Origin of the sequence: Frateuria aurantia DSM 6220 (genome assembly GCF_000242255.2) — a bacterium.
In the GTDB taxonomy this organism is placed as follows: Bacteria; Pseudomonadota; Gammaproteobacteria; order Xanthomonadales; family Rhodanobacteraceae; genus Frateuria; species Frateuria aurantia.
On record NC_017033.1, the window covers coordinates 3,461,313 to 3,478,954 of the forward strand.

Below are 17,642 nucleotides of genomic sequence, written 5' to 3' on the forward strand. Positions count from 1 at the left end.
AACTGAGAATGTGGTCCCATTCACAGAATCCAAGCTCCGAGTCCGCGATCAGCAGACGATCAGTGTCCGTACTCATCCAGTGCGACACGCCCCAGGGCTGGATCATCCGTGAAGAAACCGTCAATCCCGGTGGCCAGATAACGCCGGATCTCGGCAATCGATCCCTGTGGAGAGCGGGCCTGCGGCGATGTGCCTTGCCAGAAGTTTCGTGCAAGAAAGACATTCTCAGGCCGGAAGGTATAGACATGCACGTCCAGCCCTGCGCGATGGGCATCGGCCACCAGTGAGGTCGGCCTGCCCAGCCGGCCATCGTCGCGCAAGGGAATGATCTGCCGGGTGGCGGGGCCGATGGCATCGGCATAGCGGGCGATCTCGGCCAGGCCGGCCGGCCGCTCCATCTCCGCATAGGTCAGATGGCCGCCGGCAGCAAGCACATCACCCGGCCGTTCGCCGGATTCGCCCAGCAACTGCAACAGTCGCACATGCAGGGGCAGATTCCTCAGCCGCGCATGCAGATATTTAAGGTTGCCGATCTCGAAGGACTGGATCTCGATCGGTGCGATGCGCGTATAGGCATGGTCCTGCAACGTCCGCAATACCTTGTCTTCCATGGGCAGACCCAGCTGACGGAACCAGGTGGAATGCTTGATCTCGGGGATGATGCCGATCACCCGGCCACGGGTACTGGACTCGGCCGCCACGAAATCGATGATCTCGTCGAAGGTCGGAATCTGGAACTGGCCGTCATATCGAGTGCCGCGCAGTGCCGGCAGGCGTTCACGAGCGCGCAGGGTCTTGAGCTCGGCCAGCGTGAAGTCCTCGGTGAACCAGCCGGTGACCGATTGCCCATCGATCCGCTTGGTGGTCCGTCGCGCGGCAAACTCGGGATGCCGCGCGACATCGGTGGTCTCGGTGATATTGTTCTCGTGGCGGGCCACCAGAAAACCGTCGCGCGTGGAAACCAGATCAGGCTCGACATAGTCGGCGCCATCGGCAATGGCCAGGGCATAGGCCGCCAGCGTGTGTTCGGGACGCAGGGCGCTGGCTCCCCGATGGGCCAGCAGCAACACCTTGGCCGCACGGGCATGCACGGGTATCGGCTCATCCGCCAGCAAGCTGCCGACCGGCCATGCCGCCGCCAGCAGCCAGCCGGTATACCAGCCTGTACGGCGCGCCAGGCGGGACCAGGGTGCCAGGCCGCCGAATCCGGATCTCGTCATGCGCAACTCCATGGGCCAGCTCCTCGGCGCGCGACCCGCTCATGGCCTGCATCGTGCAGGCCCCAGACTCGCACCTTGGACCAGGCAAGTGACGATTCCGAGACAGGCTGAGGTCCCCCGCCGACGGCGGACCGGCTGAAACCGCTTTTGTCTCCGCCAGTGGGGATATCATCATGGCCATCCACGGCCTTTCGATGGCGAGAGGATACAATCCTCGTCTCCCGCCGCCTCTGCGCCACGTCACGGAGTCCCTGCAATGCATCGTCTAGCCCTGGTCCATGGTCGAGTGATGGGCCATCACGGTCCGCGTGAAGGACTGGCCGTCGTGATCGAAGGCGAACGCATCGTCGGCATCTTCGACGAAGAAGCCCCCGAGATCCGGGACCTGGCCCGCCATGACCTGCAAGGTCGACTGTTGCTGCCGGGCTTTATCGACGTCCAGGTCAATGGTGGCGGTGGCCTGCTGTTCAACGACAACCCTGATCCGGAAACCTTGCGCGGCATCGCCCGGGCCCATCGACGGTTTGGCACCACCGCCATGCTGCCGACCTTGATCACCGATACCCAGGCCACGATGGAAGTCGCCATCGCCGCCGTGGACGAAGCCATCGCCGCAGGAGTTCCCGGCATCCTCGGGATTCATCTGGAAGGCCCGTTCCTGGCGACCCAGCGTCGCGGCATCCACAATGCCGAACTGTTCCGGCTGCCGGACGCCAGGGATTACGCGCTGCTGGCCAAGGCTCACCGTGGCGTAACCATGCTGACCCTCGCACCGGAGCGCGTCGGTCTTGACGCGATTGCCCACCTGGCCGGGTCCGGCGTGATTCTCGCCGCCGGACATACCGCCGCGGATCATGCCACCATCCGCGCCGCGCTGGATGCAGGCATCGTCGGCTTCACCCACCTGTTCAATGCCATGACACCGCTCAACAGTCGCGAGCCGGGCGTGGTCGGCGCGGCTCTGGATGATCCCGACAGCTGGTGCGGCATCATCGTGGACGGTCATCATGTCGCTCCGGCCAGCCTGCGCGTCGCCATCGCCGCCAAGCCGCGTGGCAAGATGGTGCTGGTCACCGATGCGATGCCGCCCGTAGGCTCGGATCAGCCCAGCTTCAAGCTCAACGGCCAGACCATCACCGCCCGTGACGGCATCTGCCAGAACGAGAATGGCACCCTGGCTGGCTCGGCCCTGGACATGGCCTCCGCGGTACGGAATACGGTGCGTTGGCTGGGCCTGCCGCTGGCTGAAGCCTCGCGGATGGCCAGCGAGTATCCGGCCCGATGGCTGGGCCTGAGCCGCAGCCACGGCCGGATCGCTGCCGGCTACCGGGCCGATTTCGCGGTGCTCGATGACGAACTGCACGTGGTGGAAACCTGGATCGGCGGTCAACCCTGACCCTAAGCCGGCACTCTGTCGGCGTCCGGCCGAGGCCGCTGTCATCGTCATGTCGGCACGAATCTGCTAGCGTCATGGCCCCGTTTCCGGTTTCTCTGTCATGGCCCTGCTTCCCCGTCTCTCGCTGCTGTCCGCCACCTGCCTGGCAACCTTGCTGTCCGCCGCTTCGGCATCCGCCGCCACGGAGGCGCTGCCGGCCGGAAGTTCGGCCCAGGTCGCGATTCTGGAAACCACGGATCTGCATTCCAATGTACTGAGCTACGATTACTACAAGCAGCATGACGATGCCAGCGTCGGGCTGGAGCGGGTTGCCAGCCTGATCGCCCAGGCACGGCGGCAGTATCACAACACCTTGCTGTTCGATGCCGGCGACACCATCCAGGGCACGGTACTGGCCGACTACCAGGCTCTGATCCAGCCGCCGGACTGCAAGCATGAACTGGCGATCTATCAGGTCATGGACCGTCTGCACTACGACGGCGGCACCATCGGCAACCATGAATTCAATTACGGCCTGCCCTTCCTGTCCAAGGTCAGCGGCACCCCGATGCAGGTCAGCGGTGTCCCCGTCGAGCACTGCCATGGTCCGACCATGCCGCTGGTGCTGGCCAATCTGACCAGCCTGCAGACCGGCCAACCAGTATTCAAGCCGTGGACCATCGTGCGCCACGAGATCCAGGTCCGCCAGCCGGACGGCCGCATGCGCCGCGTTCCGCTGCGCGTCGCCATCATCGGCTTCACGCCGCCGCCGATCATGCAGTGGGACCACAAGAACCTGACCGGCAAGGTCCAGGTCCAGGGTCTGGTGGAAACCGCAAAGCGCTATCTGCCGGCGATCAAGGCGCAGCATCCCGATCTGGTGATCGGTCTGGTCCACGGTGGGCTGGATGGCGAGGCCTACCATCCGGACATGGAAAACGGCGCCCTGCCGCTGGCCAAGGTGCCGGGCTTTGATGCACTGCTGCTGGGCCATCAGCATGCCGAGTTCCCCGGCCCGCATTTTGCCGGCATCGATCAGGTCGACAACATCCATGGCCGGGTCGCCGGCGTGCCGGCGGTGATGGCGGATTTCTTCGGCAAGGATCTGGGCGTGATCGAGCTGCAACTGCAATGGCAGAACGACCACTGGCAGGTGCAGCGTGACCGGACCCGGGTCAAGCTCGAGCCGATCTGCCCGCAGGCCGGCCATTGCGTCGCCGGCGCGCCATGGGTCGCACCCTTGATCGCCAAGGTCCACCAGGGGGCCATGGCCTATGTGAATACCCCCATCGGTTCCAGCCGGATCCGGATGACCAGCTATTTCGCCGATCTGGGCCAGAGCAACGCGGTGGCCGTGGTCAATGCCGCCCAGCTGGACTATCTGCGCAAGACGCTGCCGCGGGTGCGTCCCGATCTGGCCGGCCTGCCGATTCTGTCGGCAGCCGCGGCCTTTCGCACCGGCTTCGGGGGCCCCGGTGACTTCACCGATGTCGCCGCCGGACCGCTGACCCTGCGCAGCGCGGCCGATCTGTATTTCTTCCCCAATACCCTGGCGGCAGTCAAGGTCAGCGGTGCGACACTGAAGCAATGGCTGGAAACCGGCGCCCAGCACTTCAACCGCATCGACCCCGCAAAGACCGGGCCCCAGCCGCTGCTGAACCCGGCCTGGCCTGGCTTCAATTTCGACCAGCTGCAAGGTGATCTCAGCTACCGCATCGACCTCGGCCAGCCGGTGGGTCAGCGCATCGTCGATCTGCGCTACCGGGGCCAGCCGGTGGATCCGCAGCAGTTCTTTGTGGTGGCCACCAACAATTACCGGGCCAGCGGCGGCGGGCACATCCCCGGCGTGGATGCCGCAGCGATCGTGTTTTCGGCACCCGATGGCAACCGCGAGATCCTCGCTGACTGGCTGCGCGCCCATCCACAGCTGAAAACGGCTGATCTGCCGGCCCCGTCATGGCACTTTGTACCGATAAGGACCGCCGGTCCGGTGCTGTTTGCCAGTGCTCCTGGCCAGGCGGATCTGGAGAATGCAGGCAAGGGTCCCAAGGTGAAGCAGATCGGACAGCAGGCCAACGGCCTGGCTGATTATCAGCTGCAGCTGGCCCCCTGACCGGGGCCGACAACGGCCCGTTCACGGGCGGTGGAAAAACACAGTTCCACGCCCGCTCTGGCCACCCGGGCGAGTTCGGCCGGCTCCGGCCGGTCGCCCACGCCCAGCAGCAGATGATGCATATGCCAGCTGCAGCACATCTGCATGAACAGCGAGGCCAGCTGCTCGGGATCGGCCACGACAAAATCGCATCGATGGCTCCATCGGCGGAAATAGGCCTGTATCGGCTGATACAGATGTTCCTCGAACCAGGCATGCAGCTCGGCGGCCAGTTCGGGCATGGCATGGCTTTCGGCAATCAGCTGACGCCGGATCGCCAGCACCTCGGCATCGACACTGAAGGCCAGCAACTGCTCGGCGATGCGCGGCAAGGCCTCGGCCGGCGGCTGCTCCAGCAGACTCTGCGACAAGGCCTGCTCGCGGATATGAATGGCCATCTCCAGGATCACCGCGCGAAAAATGCCGGCCTTGCTGCCGAACAGCTGGTAGGCCGTGCTGAGCGAGCCGCCGCCTTCTTTCACGATCTGCTGCAGCGAGGTCGCTTCGTAACCCTGACCGGTGAACAATCGGCGGGCCGCCTGCAACAGCGCCTGTCGCCGCCTTTCACCGCGCCTGCTGCGGGGCGGACAGCCTTCCTCGGTCGTATCCGGGCTGTTCAAGGGTTCATCACTGCTCATGGCTGCCGGAATCAGGCGCTCTCGTCGGGTGGCTCGAACCGCATTCTAGCATCCCCTAGGCAAAACCGTAATTTGGGTTACACTTCAGCACTGCACCCTCGCAGGGTCCGACCCACCATGGACGCATATGCAAACAGGCTTGACTGAAGACTCACGTCGGGGTGCTCGCGCACGCCGCCACGGCGGCTTGGCAGTGACCCTGCTCGCAGGCCTGCTGCTGACGGCCTGTGCGCCCAGCATCCGTCCACCGACGTTCACCCCGCGTGAACAAGTACCGCTGGCCGGCCTGCCGACCGGTCAAGCCGGGTGGCCGCAAGCCCAATGGTGGAAACAGTACCGGGATCCCCAGCTGGACCGCTTGATGCAGATGGCCCAAGGCCATGCCACCACCCTGGATCAGGCGCTGGCGCGCTATCACAGCGCCGCCCGCCAGGTCGACAGCGAACGGGCCAAGCTCGGACCCACGGTCGGTGCCGCCATGGGTGGCGGCATCGGCTACGGCCGCAATCGCGTCGACGGCCTGCCGGCCAGCCTGGGGCGTGACTCCTACAGCAACGCCAGCACCAGCGCCGGCGGCATCGTCGGTCTGACCGCACGCTGGGATCTGGACCTGTGGGGCAAGCAGAAGGCCGCCGTGGCCCAGGCGGTCGGCCTGACCCGTGCCGCCGAAGCCGAACAGGCTGTCACCGCCAATGCCCTGCAGTATCAGATCGCCAGCAGTTATTACGATTGGCAGACCCAGCAGAGTCGGCTGGCACTCTCACGTCAAAGTGAGCAACTGGCCTCCCACCTGCTGCAACTGGCACAGTCGCGGGTCAATGCCGGCATCGCCGATCCGCGCGACATCGATACCAGCACCGCCCAGCTGGCCCAGCTGCGTCAGGCCAGCGCCGGTATCGATGGCCAGGCCCGGCTGGACCTGGTCGCACTGGCCGCAATTCTGGGCGTGGATCCGGCCCAGCTGGACTGGCTGCAACCACGCCCCCTGCCCGAGCCGGACACCCGACTGCCGGCCGATGCCCGCATCGGTCTGATCGCTCGACGCCCGGATATCGCCGCCGCCCGCTGGCAGATCGAAGCCTCCTCGCGTCAGATCGATCAGGCCCGCGCCGCCTTTTATCCGGATGTCAGCCTGTCGGCTCTGGGCGCTTATCTGAGCTCGGATCCATCTTTCGGCTCGGGCCTGCGCCTGCATGGTCCCTTCGGCGGCATCGGCCCTTCGATCACCCTGCCCATCTTTGAAAGCGGACGCCTCAAAGCCGCGTTTGCCGGCAGCCAGGCCGCGCTGGACAGCGCCGTCGCCGACTACAACAACACCGTGGTCCAGGCCGCGCATGATGTCGCCCAGCGCGTGCTCGGCATGCAGCAGCAGCAGGCCGAACAGCTTCAGCAGCAAGCCCGGATCGAGGCCATTGCCCACAGTGGGCGGCGTCTGGATCGCATGTTCCATCAGGGCATTGCCAATCAGCGCCCTCTGCTGGACAACCAGCTGCAGATCCAGCAGCTGCAGGACGCCGAGCTGCAATTGCACGGCCAGCTGCTGGACAGCCAGCTGGGTCTGATCCATGCCTTGGGCGGCGGTTACCACGCCACGACCCTGCCCGCCCTTCCAGCCCATTCGAATCAGGACGCCCATTGATGAACGAGCGCGACAATCCCGGGACGGGCGCAGCGGCCGAAGGCTCGACCGCCCCGTACAAATACGAATACAAGTACAAATATCTGTACCAGCAGCAGTCACCCGACGCGAGCGAAACCGAGCCCCCGACGAAAGCGGCGAGTTCCCCGGCGGCCAAGGATGCGGAGCCGGTCAGCGCCGGCCCCGAAGCCAAGACCCCCGAACCCACTGAAAAAGGCAAGGGCAAAAAGCGCGGCGTGCTGCTGGTCATTGCCCTGATCTTTATTCTGGCCGGTCTGGCCTGGTACCTGTATTACCTCTTCGTGCTGAGCGTGCACGAGACCACCGACGACGCCTATGTGAATGGCGACATGGTAACAATCTCCTCGCGCACCAACGGCACGGTCGTCGAAGTGGGGGTCGAAGACACCGACCGCGTCGTGGCCGGCCAGGTACTGGTGCGGCTGGATCCGGTCGATGCGAAGATCAGCCTGCTCAATGCCGAAGGCCAGCTGGGCCAGGCCGTGCGCAATGCCAGCCAGCAGATCGAACAGGCCCGCCAGGCCGATGCGGCCGTGGCGCAGCGTCGTGCCGAGTACCAGCAGCGCCTCAGCGAGTACCAGCGCCGCCATCCGCTGCTGGCCGAGCATGCCGTTTCGCGCGAAGACGTGGACAATGGCCGCCGCGCCGTCGATGCCGCCCGTGCCGCCTTGGCCCAGGCCGAATACAGTGCCGCCGCCGCCCGTGCCCAGGTCAACGGCAGCAAGATCACCGACTTCCCCTCGGTGATCCAGGCCCGCGCCCAGTTCCTGAGCGCCTGGGTCAATCACTTCAATGATGCCATCATCTCGCCGATCGACGGCTATGCCGCCCGTCGCCAGGTCCAGGTGGGTCAGCGGGTTCAGGCCGGCCAGACCCTGCTGACCGTGGTACCGCTGCGCGATCTGTGGATCGATGCCAACTTCAAGGAAACCCAGCTGAAAAACATCCGCATCGGCCAGCCGGTGAAGATCACCACCGATCAGTACGGTGACCAGGTCTTCCACGGCAAGGTCGCCGGTCTGGATGCCGGCACCGGTGCCGCCTTCGCCCTGCTGCCGGCCGAGAACGCCACCGGCAACTGGATCAAGGTCGTGCAGCGCCTGCCGGTGCGCGTCGAGCTGGATGCCGACGAACTGGCCAAGCATCCGCTACGGATCGGCCTGTCGACCTATACCACCATCGATACCCACGATACCGAGGGCAAGGTGCTGGCCACCGTACCGCGGGCCAAGCCACTGCTGAGCACCGACGTGTACCAGCACGAGCTGCAGCATGCCGACCAGGCCGCCGATGCCATCATCCAGGCCAATGCGGCCCCGGTGACGGGGAACTGACAGGCCATGGCCCAGTCCGCTATCGGCGCACCAGTGGCCCGCGCCCCGCTTACCGGCGGGGCGCTGGTCGCCCTGACTGCAGGGGTCGCCCTGGCCACCTTCATGGAGGTGCTGGACATCTCCATCGTCAATGTCTCGGTGCGGACCATTGCCGGCAATCTCGGCGTCAGCAACACCGAGGGAACGATGGCGATCAGCGCCTATTCGATGGCCAGTGCGATTGTGCAGCCGCTCACCGGCTGGATTTCGCGGCGCTTCGGCGAAGTGAAGACCTTCGCCGTGTCGGTGGCCTTGTTCGTGGTGTTCTCGGTGCTGTGCGGCCTGGCCAACAGCATGACCATGCTGATCGTGTTCCGCCTGCTGCAAGGTGCGGTTTCCGGGCCGATGGTGCCCCTGTCGCAGTCGATCCTGCTGAACAACTATCCACCGGACAAACGGCCGCTGGCATTGGCACTCTGGGCGATGATGGTCGTCGTTGCACCGGTGTTCGGACCGATCATGGGCGGCTGGATCACCGACAACTACAGCTGGGCCTGGATCTTCTTCATCAATATCCCGATCGGACTGTTCGCCCTGGCCGTCACCTGGATATTGCTGCGCAAGCGTGAAACCCGCACGGCCAAGATCCCGCTGGACGGCATCGGCCTGTTCCTGCTGGCCGTCGGCGTCGGCAGCCTTCAGTTCATGCTGGACAAGGGCAACGACTACGACTGGTTCGCCTCGAAGCTGATCATCGTGCTGGGCGTGGTCGCCCTGGTCTGTCTGACCTTCCTGGTAGCCTGGGAGCTGATGCACAAGCATCCGGTGGTGAATCTGCGCCTGCTGGGGCGGAGGAACTTCGGCATCGGCGTGCTGTGCCTTTCAGTGGGTATGTTCGCCTTTTTCGGCGGCACCGTGGTGCTGCCGACATGGCTGCAGCAGGTGATGGGTTACAACGCCACCTGGGCCGGCTTTGCGGTAGCACCCATCGGTCTGCTGGCGATCATCATGTCGCCCCTGGTCGGAGCCACCCAGCGCCACTTCGATCTGCGGGTGCTCAACTCGATCGGCTTCGCGATCTTTGCCGCCTGCTCATTCTGGATGGCCAGTCAGGACACCAGTGTCGGCTATGCCCAGGTGGCGATACCGCGGTTGGTGATGGGGGCCGGCATTGCCCTGTTCTTCGTGCCGGTCAACCAGATCATTCTCTCGGGACTGCCGGACGAGGAGATCGCCAGCGCATCCGGCCTTTCCAACTTCCTGCGCACCCTGGCCGGCAGTGTGGCCACCGCGGTCAGCACCACCATGTACGAACATCGCACCACCTTCCATCATGCCATGCTGGTCCAGCATACCCAGGATGGCGCCACGGCGACCCAGGCCTATCTAAACGGTTTTGGCCAAGCCGGACTGCAAGGCCCTGCCGCCTATGCCTCACTGAACAAGATCGTCAACGCCCAGGCCGCAACCCTTGCCTCCAACGACGTGTTCTGGTGCTTCGGACTGATGTTCGGCCTGGCCATGGTTACCATCTGGTTCACCAGACCGCCCTTCACCGGTGGCTCCGGTGGCGGCGGTCACTGATCGATGTGTCCGCCGCCATCGGGTGCGGCGGCGGACGTCAGCACGGCCTGCAGCCGCAAGCGTTCCTGCGGGCTGAAACCGGCCTGCTGCAGATCTCGAAGCGCGGCCTGCCGCTGCATGGACGACAAGGCCGGGTCAGCCTCGATCGAATGGCTGGCCTGACGATACAGTTCCACTCGCTGCCTCCATTGCTGTCGCCGCTGGTCCAGATCCGCCAGACGATCGGCAGCGGCATCGCCCCAGACTTGTGCCCTGAGGGCATGACGGGTCTCCGGATCCACCTGCTGCCGATCCAGTTCAGCCGTCATCCGCTCGGCCGTGACCGCCGATTCCTGCTCCCGACGAACCTCGTCAGTGACCTGCGCGCGCTCCTGCCATGCCTCCAGTTGCTGCCGCTTTTCCGAGACCGAAAGGAGCGGATCGGCCGCGATCGACAGTTGCGCAAGCTCCGCGTCCTCGCGTGCCTGATCCCCTCCGTAGAACGCCTGCGCCAGGCTGTCTCCCAGCACCTGCCGTCGCAGCCGATGCAAGCTCTGCAGCTGTTCCGGCAAGCTGAGGCCCGCGGCTGAAGTCAGGCTGGCACTTGCCTGTTGCAGCCGCACATAGCGATCGAAATCGGCCATGACAGCCGCTGCCACGGAAGCCGTCAGCCCCCGTCGTTGCAGTTCCTGCTGCAACAGAGCGCGGATCTCGGCCAGCGAAGCCTCGCCGATCAAGGCCAGATGGTAGTCGAACAGATGGCGCAAGCCGATATCGGGCTTGAGCTGCCCATCCACCCCCACGACCACCTCGCCGTCGACCCTTGTGCCCCGCAGCGAGCTTTCGGTACGCTCGCGTTCAGCCGTCCATCGACGCCGACCGGAAGCGGTGCCGGCCACGGTGAATGCCGGTCCGGGTCGCGCCGGCCCTTCATCCCCTGCCGCCATCGGAGGTGGCGAGGCCATGGGCGCGGCCACTCGCCATGCGATCACTGCGCCCGCGCCGGCAAGGATCAGCCCCCCTCCCAGCCCATACGTCCATCGATTCATCGCGGCATCCTCCGCATGTCCTCGCCGACCGGCTCGTTCCGGCACCTGCCATGCCGCCCCCGGCTTCGGCAAGGCCTGCCCACGACCATTGTCTACAAGCCGGACTGCTTCAGACGATTGGCCTGGGCCCGGTACACTTCACCCGGATCCGGCGAGAACAGGGCCCGCAGGCCAAAGATCTGGTTGACCGCATCCAGGTGGTTCCAGGGATAGTCATCACGCAATACCTCGCCCCAATGACTGGCGCACTTCCCCACCAGGCCATCATTGCGCACCGACCCGAAAAACAGGCTGGTCAGCACCATACCATCATCCGACGGGTCCAGTGGATTGGTCAGCACCGCGGTTCCCCCCAATGAATAGTAACGTACGCCATTGGCCCCCACCTCGGGACCACCGCCGCAAGGACGGCCCGGTGCACCGGCAGGATAGAGCGCATTGAAGCGGGTCATCGCCGCCGTAGTCATCGAGGCATTCACCGCCAGCCAGTCCTCCGTCTGCAGGCCCTGCCCCGAGGCGATGGAAATCAGTTCGCCCCCCAGGTCCGAAATCGCCGCAAGAATTCTTCTTTGCAAGGAACCAGGGGGTGCCAGCACCGTATTGCCGTCGGCGAACAGGCTGCCGCCATTGGGAGCACTCAGCGTCGTGACCGAAGCCACCAGATCCGGTCTCACGGCCGCCACATAGCGTGCGGTCAGACCGCCCTGGCTGTGCGCGTACAGATTGAAGCGACGGTAGCCATACACCGCCTGCAGGTTCTCCAGCTGGCTGATCAACTGCTCACCTCGCGCCGGATTCACCGCCAGAGGATTGAGCCTGGCCAGATAGACTTCCGCACCACCTTGCCTCAGTTGCTGAGGTATGTCGCTCCAGTAGTCGATGAAACCCAGAAGCATGTCGAAGCCGAACGACCCCGGCACCAGTACGATGGGAAAACGGGTCCGGGCATATCCGTCCGTCGTGGTGGCCGTGATGGCCATCGCGGACATGGCCGGACAGAGCAGTGCCAGCCATACGACCATTCTTGCAAGATGCTTGTTCATGATCCCCCTCCATGGACTGGTGACGCATGCGCGTCGATGACGACACCGACCACCGTGACTGGAATGACCACCCCCGGCCATTCATCACGACTGATGGGTTTGGCTCGCGACAAAGCAAGTCAAACGACCTTGATATCGGCACGGATATCCATGCACATGACGGATGAAGAAAAAGTCCATGCATTTTTCCACTCCGCATCACCTGACGGAGGGAGGTCGCGGAATGACATCCAGTTCCGCCATGCCAGAAACCGGCTGACGAACTCGCTGTCGATGCTCGCGGGTGCTCATGCATCTTTGCATCCATCAGCAGGACATCATGACTATCCATCACAGGCGGCGCGATCCCGGTCATGAACTTTTGATACCATGCGCACATTCCGGACCATCCGCATGACACAGACCGCTCGAGTCGGCACCGCGCCCGACCGCCCTGCTACAGTCCGGTCAGTTTGAGCCGATTCAGCTGGACCCGCAGGACCTCGCCAGGGTCCGGTGAAAACAGGCCGCGCAACCCGAACAGCTGATTGATCTCGTCCAGATGGTTCCAGGGATAGTCATCACGCAACACCCATCCCCAGTGCGAGGCGCAGCGTCCCACCAGCCCGTCACCGGGTTCGCCCTTGAAGAACAGCGAAGCAAGGCCCAATACATAGTCGCCCGGATCCAGCGGATGGGTCAGCACTCCGGTACCGCCCAGCGAGTAATAGCGCACCCCGTTGCCGGCCAGCTCAGGCACGCTGCCACAGGCCATGGGCGGCGCCCCCGAGGGATGATCCAGATTGAAAGCCTGCATCCGCTGCGTGCTCAGACCCTGCAAGGTGGTCTCAAACCGCTGCGGACTGAAGCCGGCTCCGGAGCCCAGGGATTCGAACTGGCCAAGCAATTCGATCATGCCTTTCAGCAGTGCCCCCTGCAGCGATGGCTCCGGCGCCCATTTCAGCAGCCCGTCCGCCACCCGGCTGCCGCCATGGGGCGTGCCCAGCGTGGTCAGCGAAGCGACCAGATCAGGCCGGGCCTCAGCCACGTAGCGTGAAGTAGTGCCGCCCTGACTGTGCGCGATCAGATTGAAACGTGCAAAGCCATGTATCGCCTGCAGCGCCTGCAACTGATCCAGCAACTGCTCGCCACGCACCGCATCGGAATCAAGCTGGCTGAGCCTGACCACATAGACCCTGGCGCCGCCCCTGCGCAACTGGTCGGGAATGTCACCCCAGTACTGGATCAGCCCCAGCAGGGTATCGAAGCCCAGCATGCCGTGTACCAGCACCACCGGGTATCGTGTCTGTGTATAGACGTCCATGGACGGACGATCCTCTGCTGCTCCTGTCCCCATTGCGGATCCCGCACAAAGCAACAGCCACAGAAATGCTGAAATCGAGACGCGATACATGGTCCTTCCCCTCCGGATGGGCTCCGGTCCGTATATAGCCGGATCGCCGCCATGACGCTGCATTTATAGAAAACACGAATATGTTGCGCCGCATCGCCTGTCCGTCCGCGGCCGTCCTCAGGCCTTGGCGGGTCAGTGCATTGCGGCGAGCCACGCCTTCGCCGGAAGCGAGGCCGCCACTGCCATGACCGTCACTGCACGCTCCACTGGTGGCTGCGACCGAGGGTTCCGCAGAGATTGCGGCAGTGCAGACGTCCGCTGACCGGAAAGCGTCAAACAAATATCAGTCGCGCGCCGGGCCGGATCGTCAACAGGCTTGACAATCCCTCCGAAGCTGGGGAATGATGAAAACATGATTTCCCTTCCCGTCCAGATCGATGCGTTGGATGCCTTGCCGCTGCGGCAGGCGTTGTCGATGTCGATGTCGACGGGCTTGTTTGCGCTCACCACTACCGCGATCACCTCGATTACCACCGGGGTGCGGGTGGCTGCGCGCGTTTAGCAAGATCGACGCACCGGCCCCCCTCCCTGAGGTGGCCGGTCGAATCCAGATCCCCACCACAGCGAGCACGGGCCTCCAAGGAGACCACCGTGACGCGTTTCGCCCAGACATTGCCCGATCCGATCATCGCCGCCAAGGCGGTCCCCCCGTTGCCACCCACCGGACCGCGCTCGCTGGCCGTCGGCGTGATCGGCCCGGGGCGGGTCGGCAGCTGCCTTCTGCAGCAACTGGAGGCGGCCCGACCCCGGCTGTGGCACGAAGCCGGACTGGACCTGCAACTGCCAGCCGTGGTCGGTCGCCAACGGATGTGGCTGGACTGCGATGATCCGGAACTGAACCATCGCCAGGACGCCGCCCAGACCTGGCGACCCGCGGATCTCGAGGAGTTTGCCAGTTACCTGCAAAGCCGGCGGGCCGATGCCGCCCTGCTGGTCGACTGCAGCGCCAGCGAGCTGGTCGTCGCCCGCTACCCGTCCTGGCTGAAAGCCGGCATGCATATCGTGACGCCCAACAAACTGGCGGTCAGCGGACCACTGCCTCGCTGGCTGGAAATCCGTCGTGCCTGTGACAGCGGCGCCCGCCTGCGCTATGAGGCCACCGTAGGAGCCGGTCTGCCTGTGATCCAGACCTTGCGCAGCCTGCTCGATACCGGTGATCAGTTGCGGTCCGTGCAAGGCATGTTCTCCGGTACCCTGGCCTGGCTGTGCAACCGGCATGACGGAACGCGGCCTTTTTCCGTGCTGCTGCGGGAGGCCCGGGATCTGGGCTATACCGAACCGGACCCGCGCGATGACCTGTCCGGCATCGATGTCGCCCGCAAGCTGGTGATTCTCGCTCGCGAAGCCGGCCACCCGCTGTCACTGGAAGATGTACGGATCGAAAGCCTGGTCCCGGCCGAACTGGCCGCCCTGTCCTGTGAAGCCTTTCTTGAACGGCTGGAGGCACTGGATGCGCCGATGGACCTGGCACTGACCCGAGCCCGTGCAGGCGGTGGCGTGCTGCGCCATGTCGCCAGCTTCGACCCGCAGGAAGGCGCGCGGGTCAGTCTGCAGGTGCTGCCGGCCTCGCATCCCTTCGCCCATACCCGGCTGACGGACAATATCGTGCAGTTCACGACCGCCCGCTATGGTGAAAACCCTCTGGTCGTCCAGGGCCCCGGCGCCGGTCCCGAGGTCACCGCCGCCGGTGTCTTCGGCGATCTGCTGCAGATCGCCCACGCCCTGCCCGCCCACGCCTGAATCAGGCCGTCCCGGATACTTGCTGCCATGTCCATCTCCGTTCCCTTCCCCCGTACCGCCCGGGCTCGTGCCAGTGCCAGTCTCGGCAACGTCGCCGTGGGCTTCGACATCCTTGGTCACAGCATCGATGGCCCCGCGGACATCGCCACGGTGAGTCGCATCGATCGCCCCGAGGTGGTCATCACCGCCATCCGTGGCTGCGCGCCTGACCTGCCCACCGATCCGCGCCACAATACCGCCGGCATGGCCTTGCTGGCACTGCGCAAGGCACTGGGCATTCAGCACGGCTTCGCCTTGGCTCTGGACAAGGGCATCCCGCTGGGATCCGGCCTGGGTGGTTCGGCTGCCTCCTGCGTCGCGGCCCTGGTCGCGGCCAATGCCTTGCTCGACCGCCCCCTCCAACACGAGGCCCTGTACGGCTTTGCGATGGAAGGCGAGGCCGTCGCCAGCGGCAGCCGCCATGGCGACAATGTCGGCCCGATGCTGACTGGCGGCCTGGCGCTGGCCACCCGGGATCGCCTGCTGCGGATTCCGGTGCCGGCCGAGTGGCATTGCGCGGTGGTCCACCCCCATCACGTATTGGAAACCCGCAAGGCCCGTGCCGCGCTGGAACGTGATTTCGACCTGCCGGTCTTTGTGCGCCAGAGCAGCCACCTGGCCCTGGTCCTGGCCGGCTGCTATCAGGCCGACCCGGAACTGGTCCGTGAAGGCCTGAAAGATGTTCTGGTCGAACCCCTGCGTGCGGCTCTGGTCCCGCAATTTCATCGCGTCAAGCAGGCCGCGCTGGACCATCACGCCCTTGGCGCCAGCATCGCCGGTGGCGGTCCCAGCGTCTTTGGCTGGTATACCACCCGGGCAGATGCCGACAAGGCCGCTGCCGCCATGGCGGCAGCTTTTGCCGAAGGCGGCCTGGACAGCGATCGCCACGTATCGGCCATCAACGGGCCGGCCGCCTGCCTGCTGGAATCGGCCTGCGAGGTGGCCGCATGAGCCGCCCCATGGTCTTCCACAGCACCCGTGATGCCACCGTCAGCGCCGGCTTGAGCCAGGCCATCGCGGCAGGACTTGCGCCGGACGGCGGCCTTTATGTCCCGGCCGCACTGCCGCGACAGCATCCGGCCGACTTTGCCGCCGGGGCCGATCTGGCCGAAACCGCCTGTCAGCTGCTGCAGCCGTTTTTTGCCGGCGATCCGCTGGAGGTCGAACTGCCCGCCATCTGCCGTGAAGCCTTCACCTTCCAGGCTCCGCTGCGGACTCTGGGTTTCGGCGAAGCGCAGGTGCTGGAGCTGTTCCATGGCCCCACGGCCGCCTTCAAGGATTTTGGTGCCCGCTTTCTGGCCGCCTGTCTGCGTCGCCTGCCCCGCGCCGACGCTCGCCCGCTGACCATCCTGGTAGCCACATCCGGTGATACCGGCGCGGCAGTCGGCGCCGCCTTCGATGGTCTGCCCGGGCTGCAGGTGATGATCCTGTATCCGGACGGCAAGGTATCACCACGTCAGGCCCATCAGCTGGGCAGTTTCGGCGGCAATGTCCAGGCCCTCAAGGTCACCGGCCGCTTCGACGACTGCCAGCGCATGGTCAAGGCCGCCCTGAATGATGGCCGGCTGCAAGCCGACGTGCCCTTGTCCTCGGCCAACAGCATCAGTCTGGGTCGGCTGCTGCCGCAGATGGCCTATTACGCCCAGGCTTGCCTGCAGGAATGGCAGCGCGAAGGACGTCTCCTGAACCTGATCATTCCCACCGGCAATCTCGGCAATGCGCTGGCCGCCACCTGGGTCCGCGCCATGGGCCTGCCGATCGGCGAGATCGTGCTCAGCTGCAATGCCAATCGCACCTTGCCGGACTATTTCGACGGCCAGGACTACCGCCCTCGCGAGGCCGTGGCCACTCTGGCCAATGCCATGGACGTCGGTGCACCCAGCAATTTCGAGCGATTGCGCTGGACCTTCCCGGAGGAAGAGCTGCTGCGCCGGCATCTGCGCGCCTTCAGCATTGATGATGCGGACATCATGACCAGCCTGAAGCGCCATGCCCTCGATGACGGCGAGCTGCTGTGCCCGCATACCTCGACCGCGGCCGCCGTGCTGGATCGCCTGCGCCAGGCGGCCGATCACCGCCCCTGGACCCTGGTCGCCACCGCGCATCCGGCCAAGTTCGAAACCGTGATCGAACCCCTGATCAGCCGGCCGGTGGCTGTTCCGCCTGCTTTGCAGACCATGCTGGACCGTCCTGCCCGCGCCAGGTCGATACCGCCCTCCGATTCGATGCTCGCTGCCTGCCTGCGTGCCTTCCCGTCAGATCAGTGAAGTCTGGGGAAAATATGGCCATGGAAGGCCATACGTCCTTGCGGAAGGCGGATAGGTCGGCATGAACAGCCGCTCCGGATCCGTTTCCGCCCCGGTGAAACCAGCTATTGACAGCCGCCATGCGAGAGGTTTAAGTTCGATGCCTATGTTCTCTCGCACCCGCCCTTCCGACGTTTCCAGCACCCGCTTC

The 17,642-nt window shown here is 65.0% G+C and carries 14 protein-coding genes; 9 read left to right on the forward strand and 5 right to left on the reverse strand.

Features of this window, described 5'->3' with window-relative positions:
• Positions 1–59 precede the first annotated feature (59 nt).
• Positions 60–1,220, reverse strand: coding sequence for a glycerophosphodiester phosphodiesterase (locus FRAAU_RS15710; RefSeq protein WP_156803445.1), 1,161 nt, complete (start codon positions 1,218–1,220; stop codon positions 60–62).
• Positions 1,221–1,476: 256 nt separating this feature from the next.
• On the opposite strand from FRAAU_RS15710, the gene nagA reads away from it, so the two are divergent.
• Both nagA and FRAAU_RS15720 read left to right on the forward strand, forming a co-directional pair.
• The gene (nagA, locus tag FRAAU_RS15715) at positions 1,477–2,616 is read left to right on the forward strand and encodes an N-acetylglucosamine-6-phosphate deacetylase (RefSeq protein ID WP_014404507.1); all 1,140 of its coding nucleotides are present in this window, start codon (positions 1,477–1,479) and stop codon (positions 2,614–2,616) included.
• 100 nt (positions 2,617–2,716) lie between these two features.
• Positions 2,717–4,708, forward strand: coding sequence for a bifunctional 2',3'-cyclic-nucleotide 2'-phosphodiesterase/3'-nucleotidase (locus FRAAU_RS15720; RefSeq protein ID WP_014404508.1), 1,992 nt, complete (start codon positions 2,717–2,719; stop codon positions 4,706–4,708).
• Here the strand turns inward: FRAAU_RS15720 and FRAAU_RS16700 are convergent.
• Positions 4,687–5,385 (reverse strand): TetR/AcrR family transcriptional regulator, encoded by a 699-nt coding sequence (locus FRAAU_RS16700; RefSeq protein ID WP_014404509.1) that lies wholly within the window; start codon positions 5,383–5,385, stop codon positions 4,687–4,689. The two genes, FRAAU_RS15720 and FRAAU_RS16700, sit on opposite strands and share 22 nt — an antisense overlap.
• Positions 5,386–5,578: 193 nt before the next feature.
• On the opposite strand from FRAAU_RS16700, the gene FRAAU_RS15730 reads away from it, so the two are divergent.
• From FRAAU_RS15730 to FRAAU_RS15740, 3 genes are read left to right on the forward strand one after another with little or no spacing between them, the layout of a single operon-like run.
• Positions 5,579–7,024: an efflux transporter outer membrane subunit gene (locus FRAAU_RS15730; protein WP_169314773.1), complete on the forward strand. Its 1,446-nt coding sequence runs from the start codon at positions 5,579–5,581 to the stop codon at positions 7,022–7,024.
• Entirely contained in the window at positions 7,024–8,379 is a 1,356-nt protein-coding gene (locus FRAAU_RS15735) for an HlyD/EmrA/EmrK family protein (protein WP_014404511.1), read from the forward strand. Before FRAAU_RS15730 ends, FRAAU_RS15735 begins: the two co-directional genes overlap by 1 nt.
• A gap of 6 nt (positions 8,380–8,385) precedes the next feature.
• Positions 8,386–9,942 (forward strand): DHA2 family efflux MFS transporter permease subunit, encoded by a 1,557-nt coding sequence (locus tag FRAAU_RS15740; RefSeq protein WP_014404512.1) that lies wholly within the window; start codon positions 8,386–8,388, stop codon positions 9,940–9,942.
• On the opposite strand, the gene FRAAU_RS15745 is transcribed toward FRAAU_RS15740, so the two are convergent.
• The 3 genes from FRAAU_RS15745 to FRAAU_RS15755 form a co-directional block, all read right to left on the reverse strand.
• Positions 9,936–10,970 carry a lipase secretion chaperone gene (locus FRAAU_RS15745; RefSeq protein ID WP_014404513.1) on the reverse strand — a complete coding sequence of 345 codons (1,035 nt, stop codon included), beginning with the start codon at positions 10,968–10,970 and terminating at the stop codon, positions 9,936–9,938. The two genes, FRAAU_RS15740 and FRAAU_RS15745, sit on opposite strands and share 7 nt — an antisense overlap.
• A gap of 92 nt (positions 10,971–11,062) precedes the next feature.
• Positions 11,063–12,013: an esterase/lipase family protein gene (locus tag FRAAU_RS15750; RefSeq protein ID WP_014404514.1), complete on the reverse strand. Its 951-nt coding sequence runs from the start codon at positions 12,011–12,013 to the stop codon at positions 11,063–11,065.
• A 436-nt stretch (positions 12,014–12,449) separates the two neighbouring features.
• Entirely contained in the window at positions 12,450–13,316 is an 867-nt protein-coding gene (locus FRAAU_RS15755) for an esterase/lipase family protein (RefSeq protein WP_014404515.1), read from the reverse strand.
• A gap of 442 nt (positions 13,317–13,758) precedes the next feature.
• On the opposite strand from FRAAU_RS15755, the gene FRAAU_RS17350 reads away from it, so the two are divergent.
• The 4 genes from FRAAU_RS17350 (at position 13,759) to thrC (ending at position 17,452) form a co-directional block, all read left to right on the forward strand.
• Positions 13,759–13,908 (forward strand): hypothetical protein, encoded by a 150-nt coding sequence (locus FRAAU_RS17350; RefSeq protein WP_014404516.1) that lies wholly within the window; start codon positions 13,759–13,761, stop codon positions 13,906–13,908.
• 89 nt (positions 13,909–13,997) lie between these two features.
• Entirely contained in the window at positions 13,998–15,146 is a 1,149-nt protein-coding gene (locus FRAAU_RS15760; protein ID WP_014404517.1) for a homoserine dehydrogenase family protein, read from the forward strand.
• Positions 15,147–15,173: 27 nt separating this feature from the next.
• Positions 15,174–16,136: a homoserine kinase gene (locus tag FRAAU_RS15765; RefSeq protein ID WP_014404518.1), complete on the forward strand. Its 963-nt coding sequence runs from the start codon at positions 15,174–15,176 to the stop codon at positions 16,134–16,136.
• Positions 16,133–17,452, forward strand: coding sequence for a threonine synthase (gene thrC, locus FRAAU_RS15770; protein WP_014404519.1), 1,320 nt, complete (start codon positions 16,133–16,135; stop codon positions 17,450–17,452). Before FRAAU_RS15765 ends, thrC begins: the two co-directional genes overlap by 4 nt.
• Positions 17,453–17,642 lie beyond the last annotated feature (190 nt).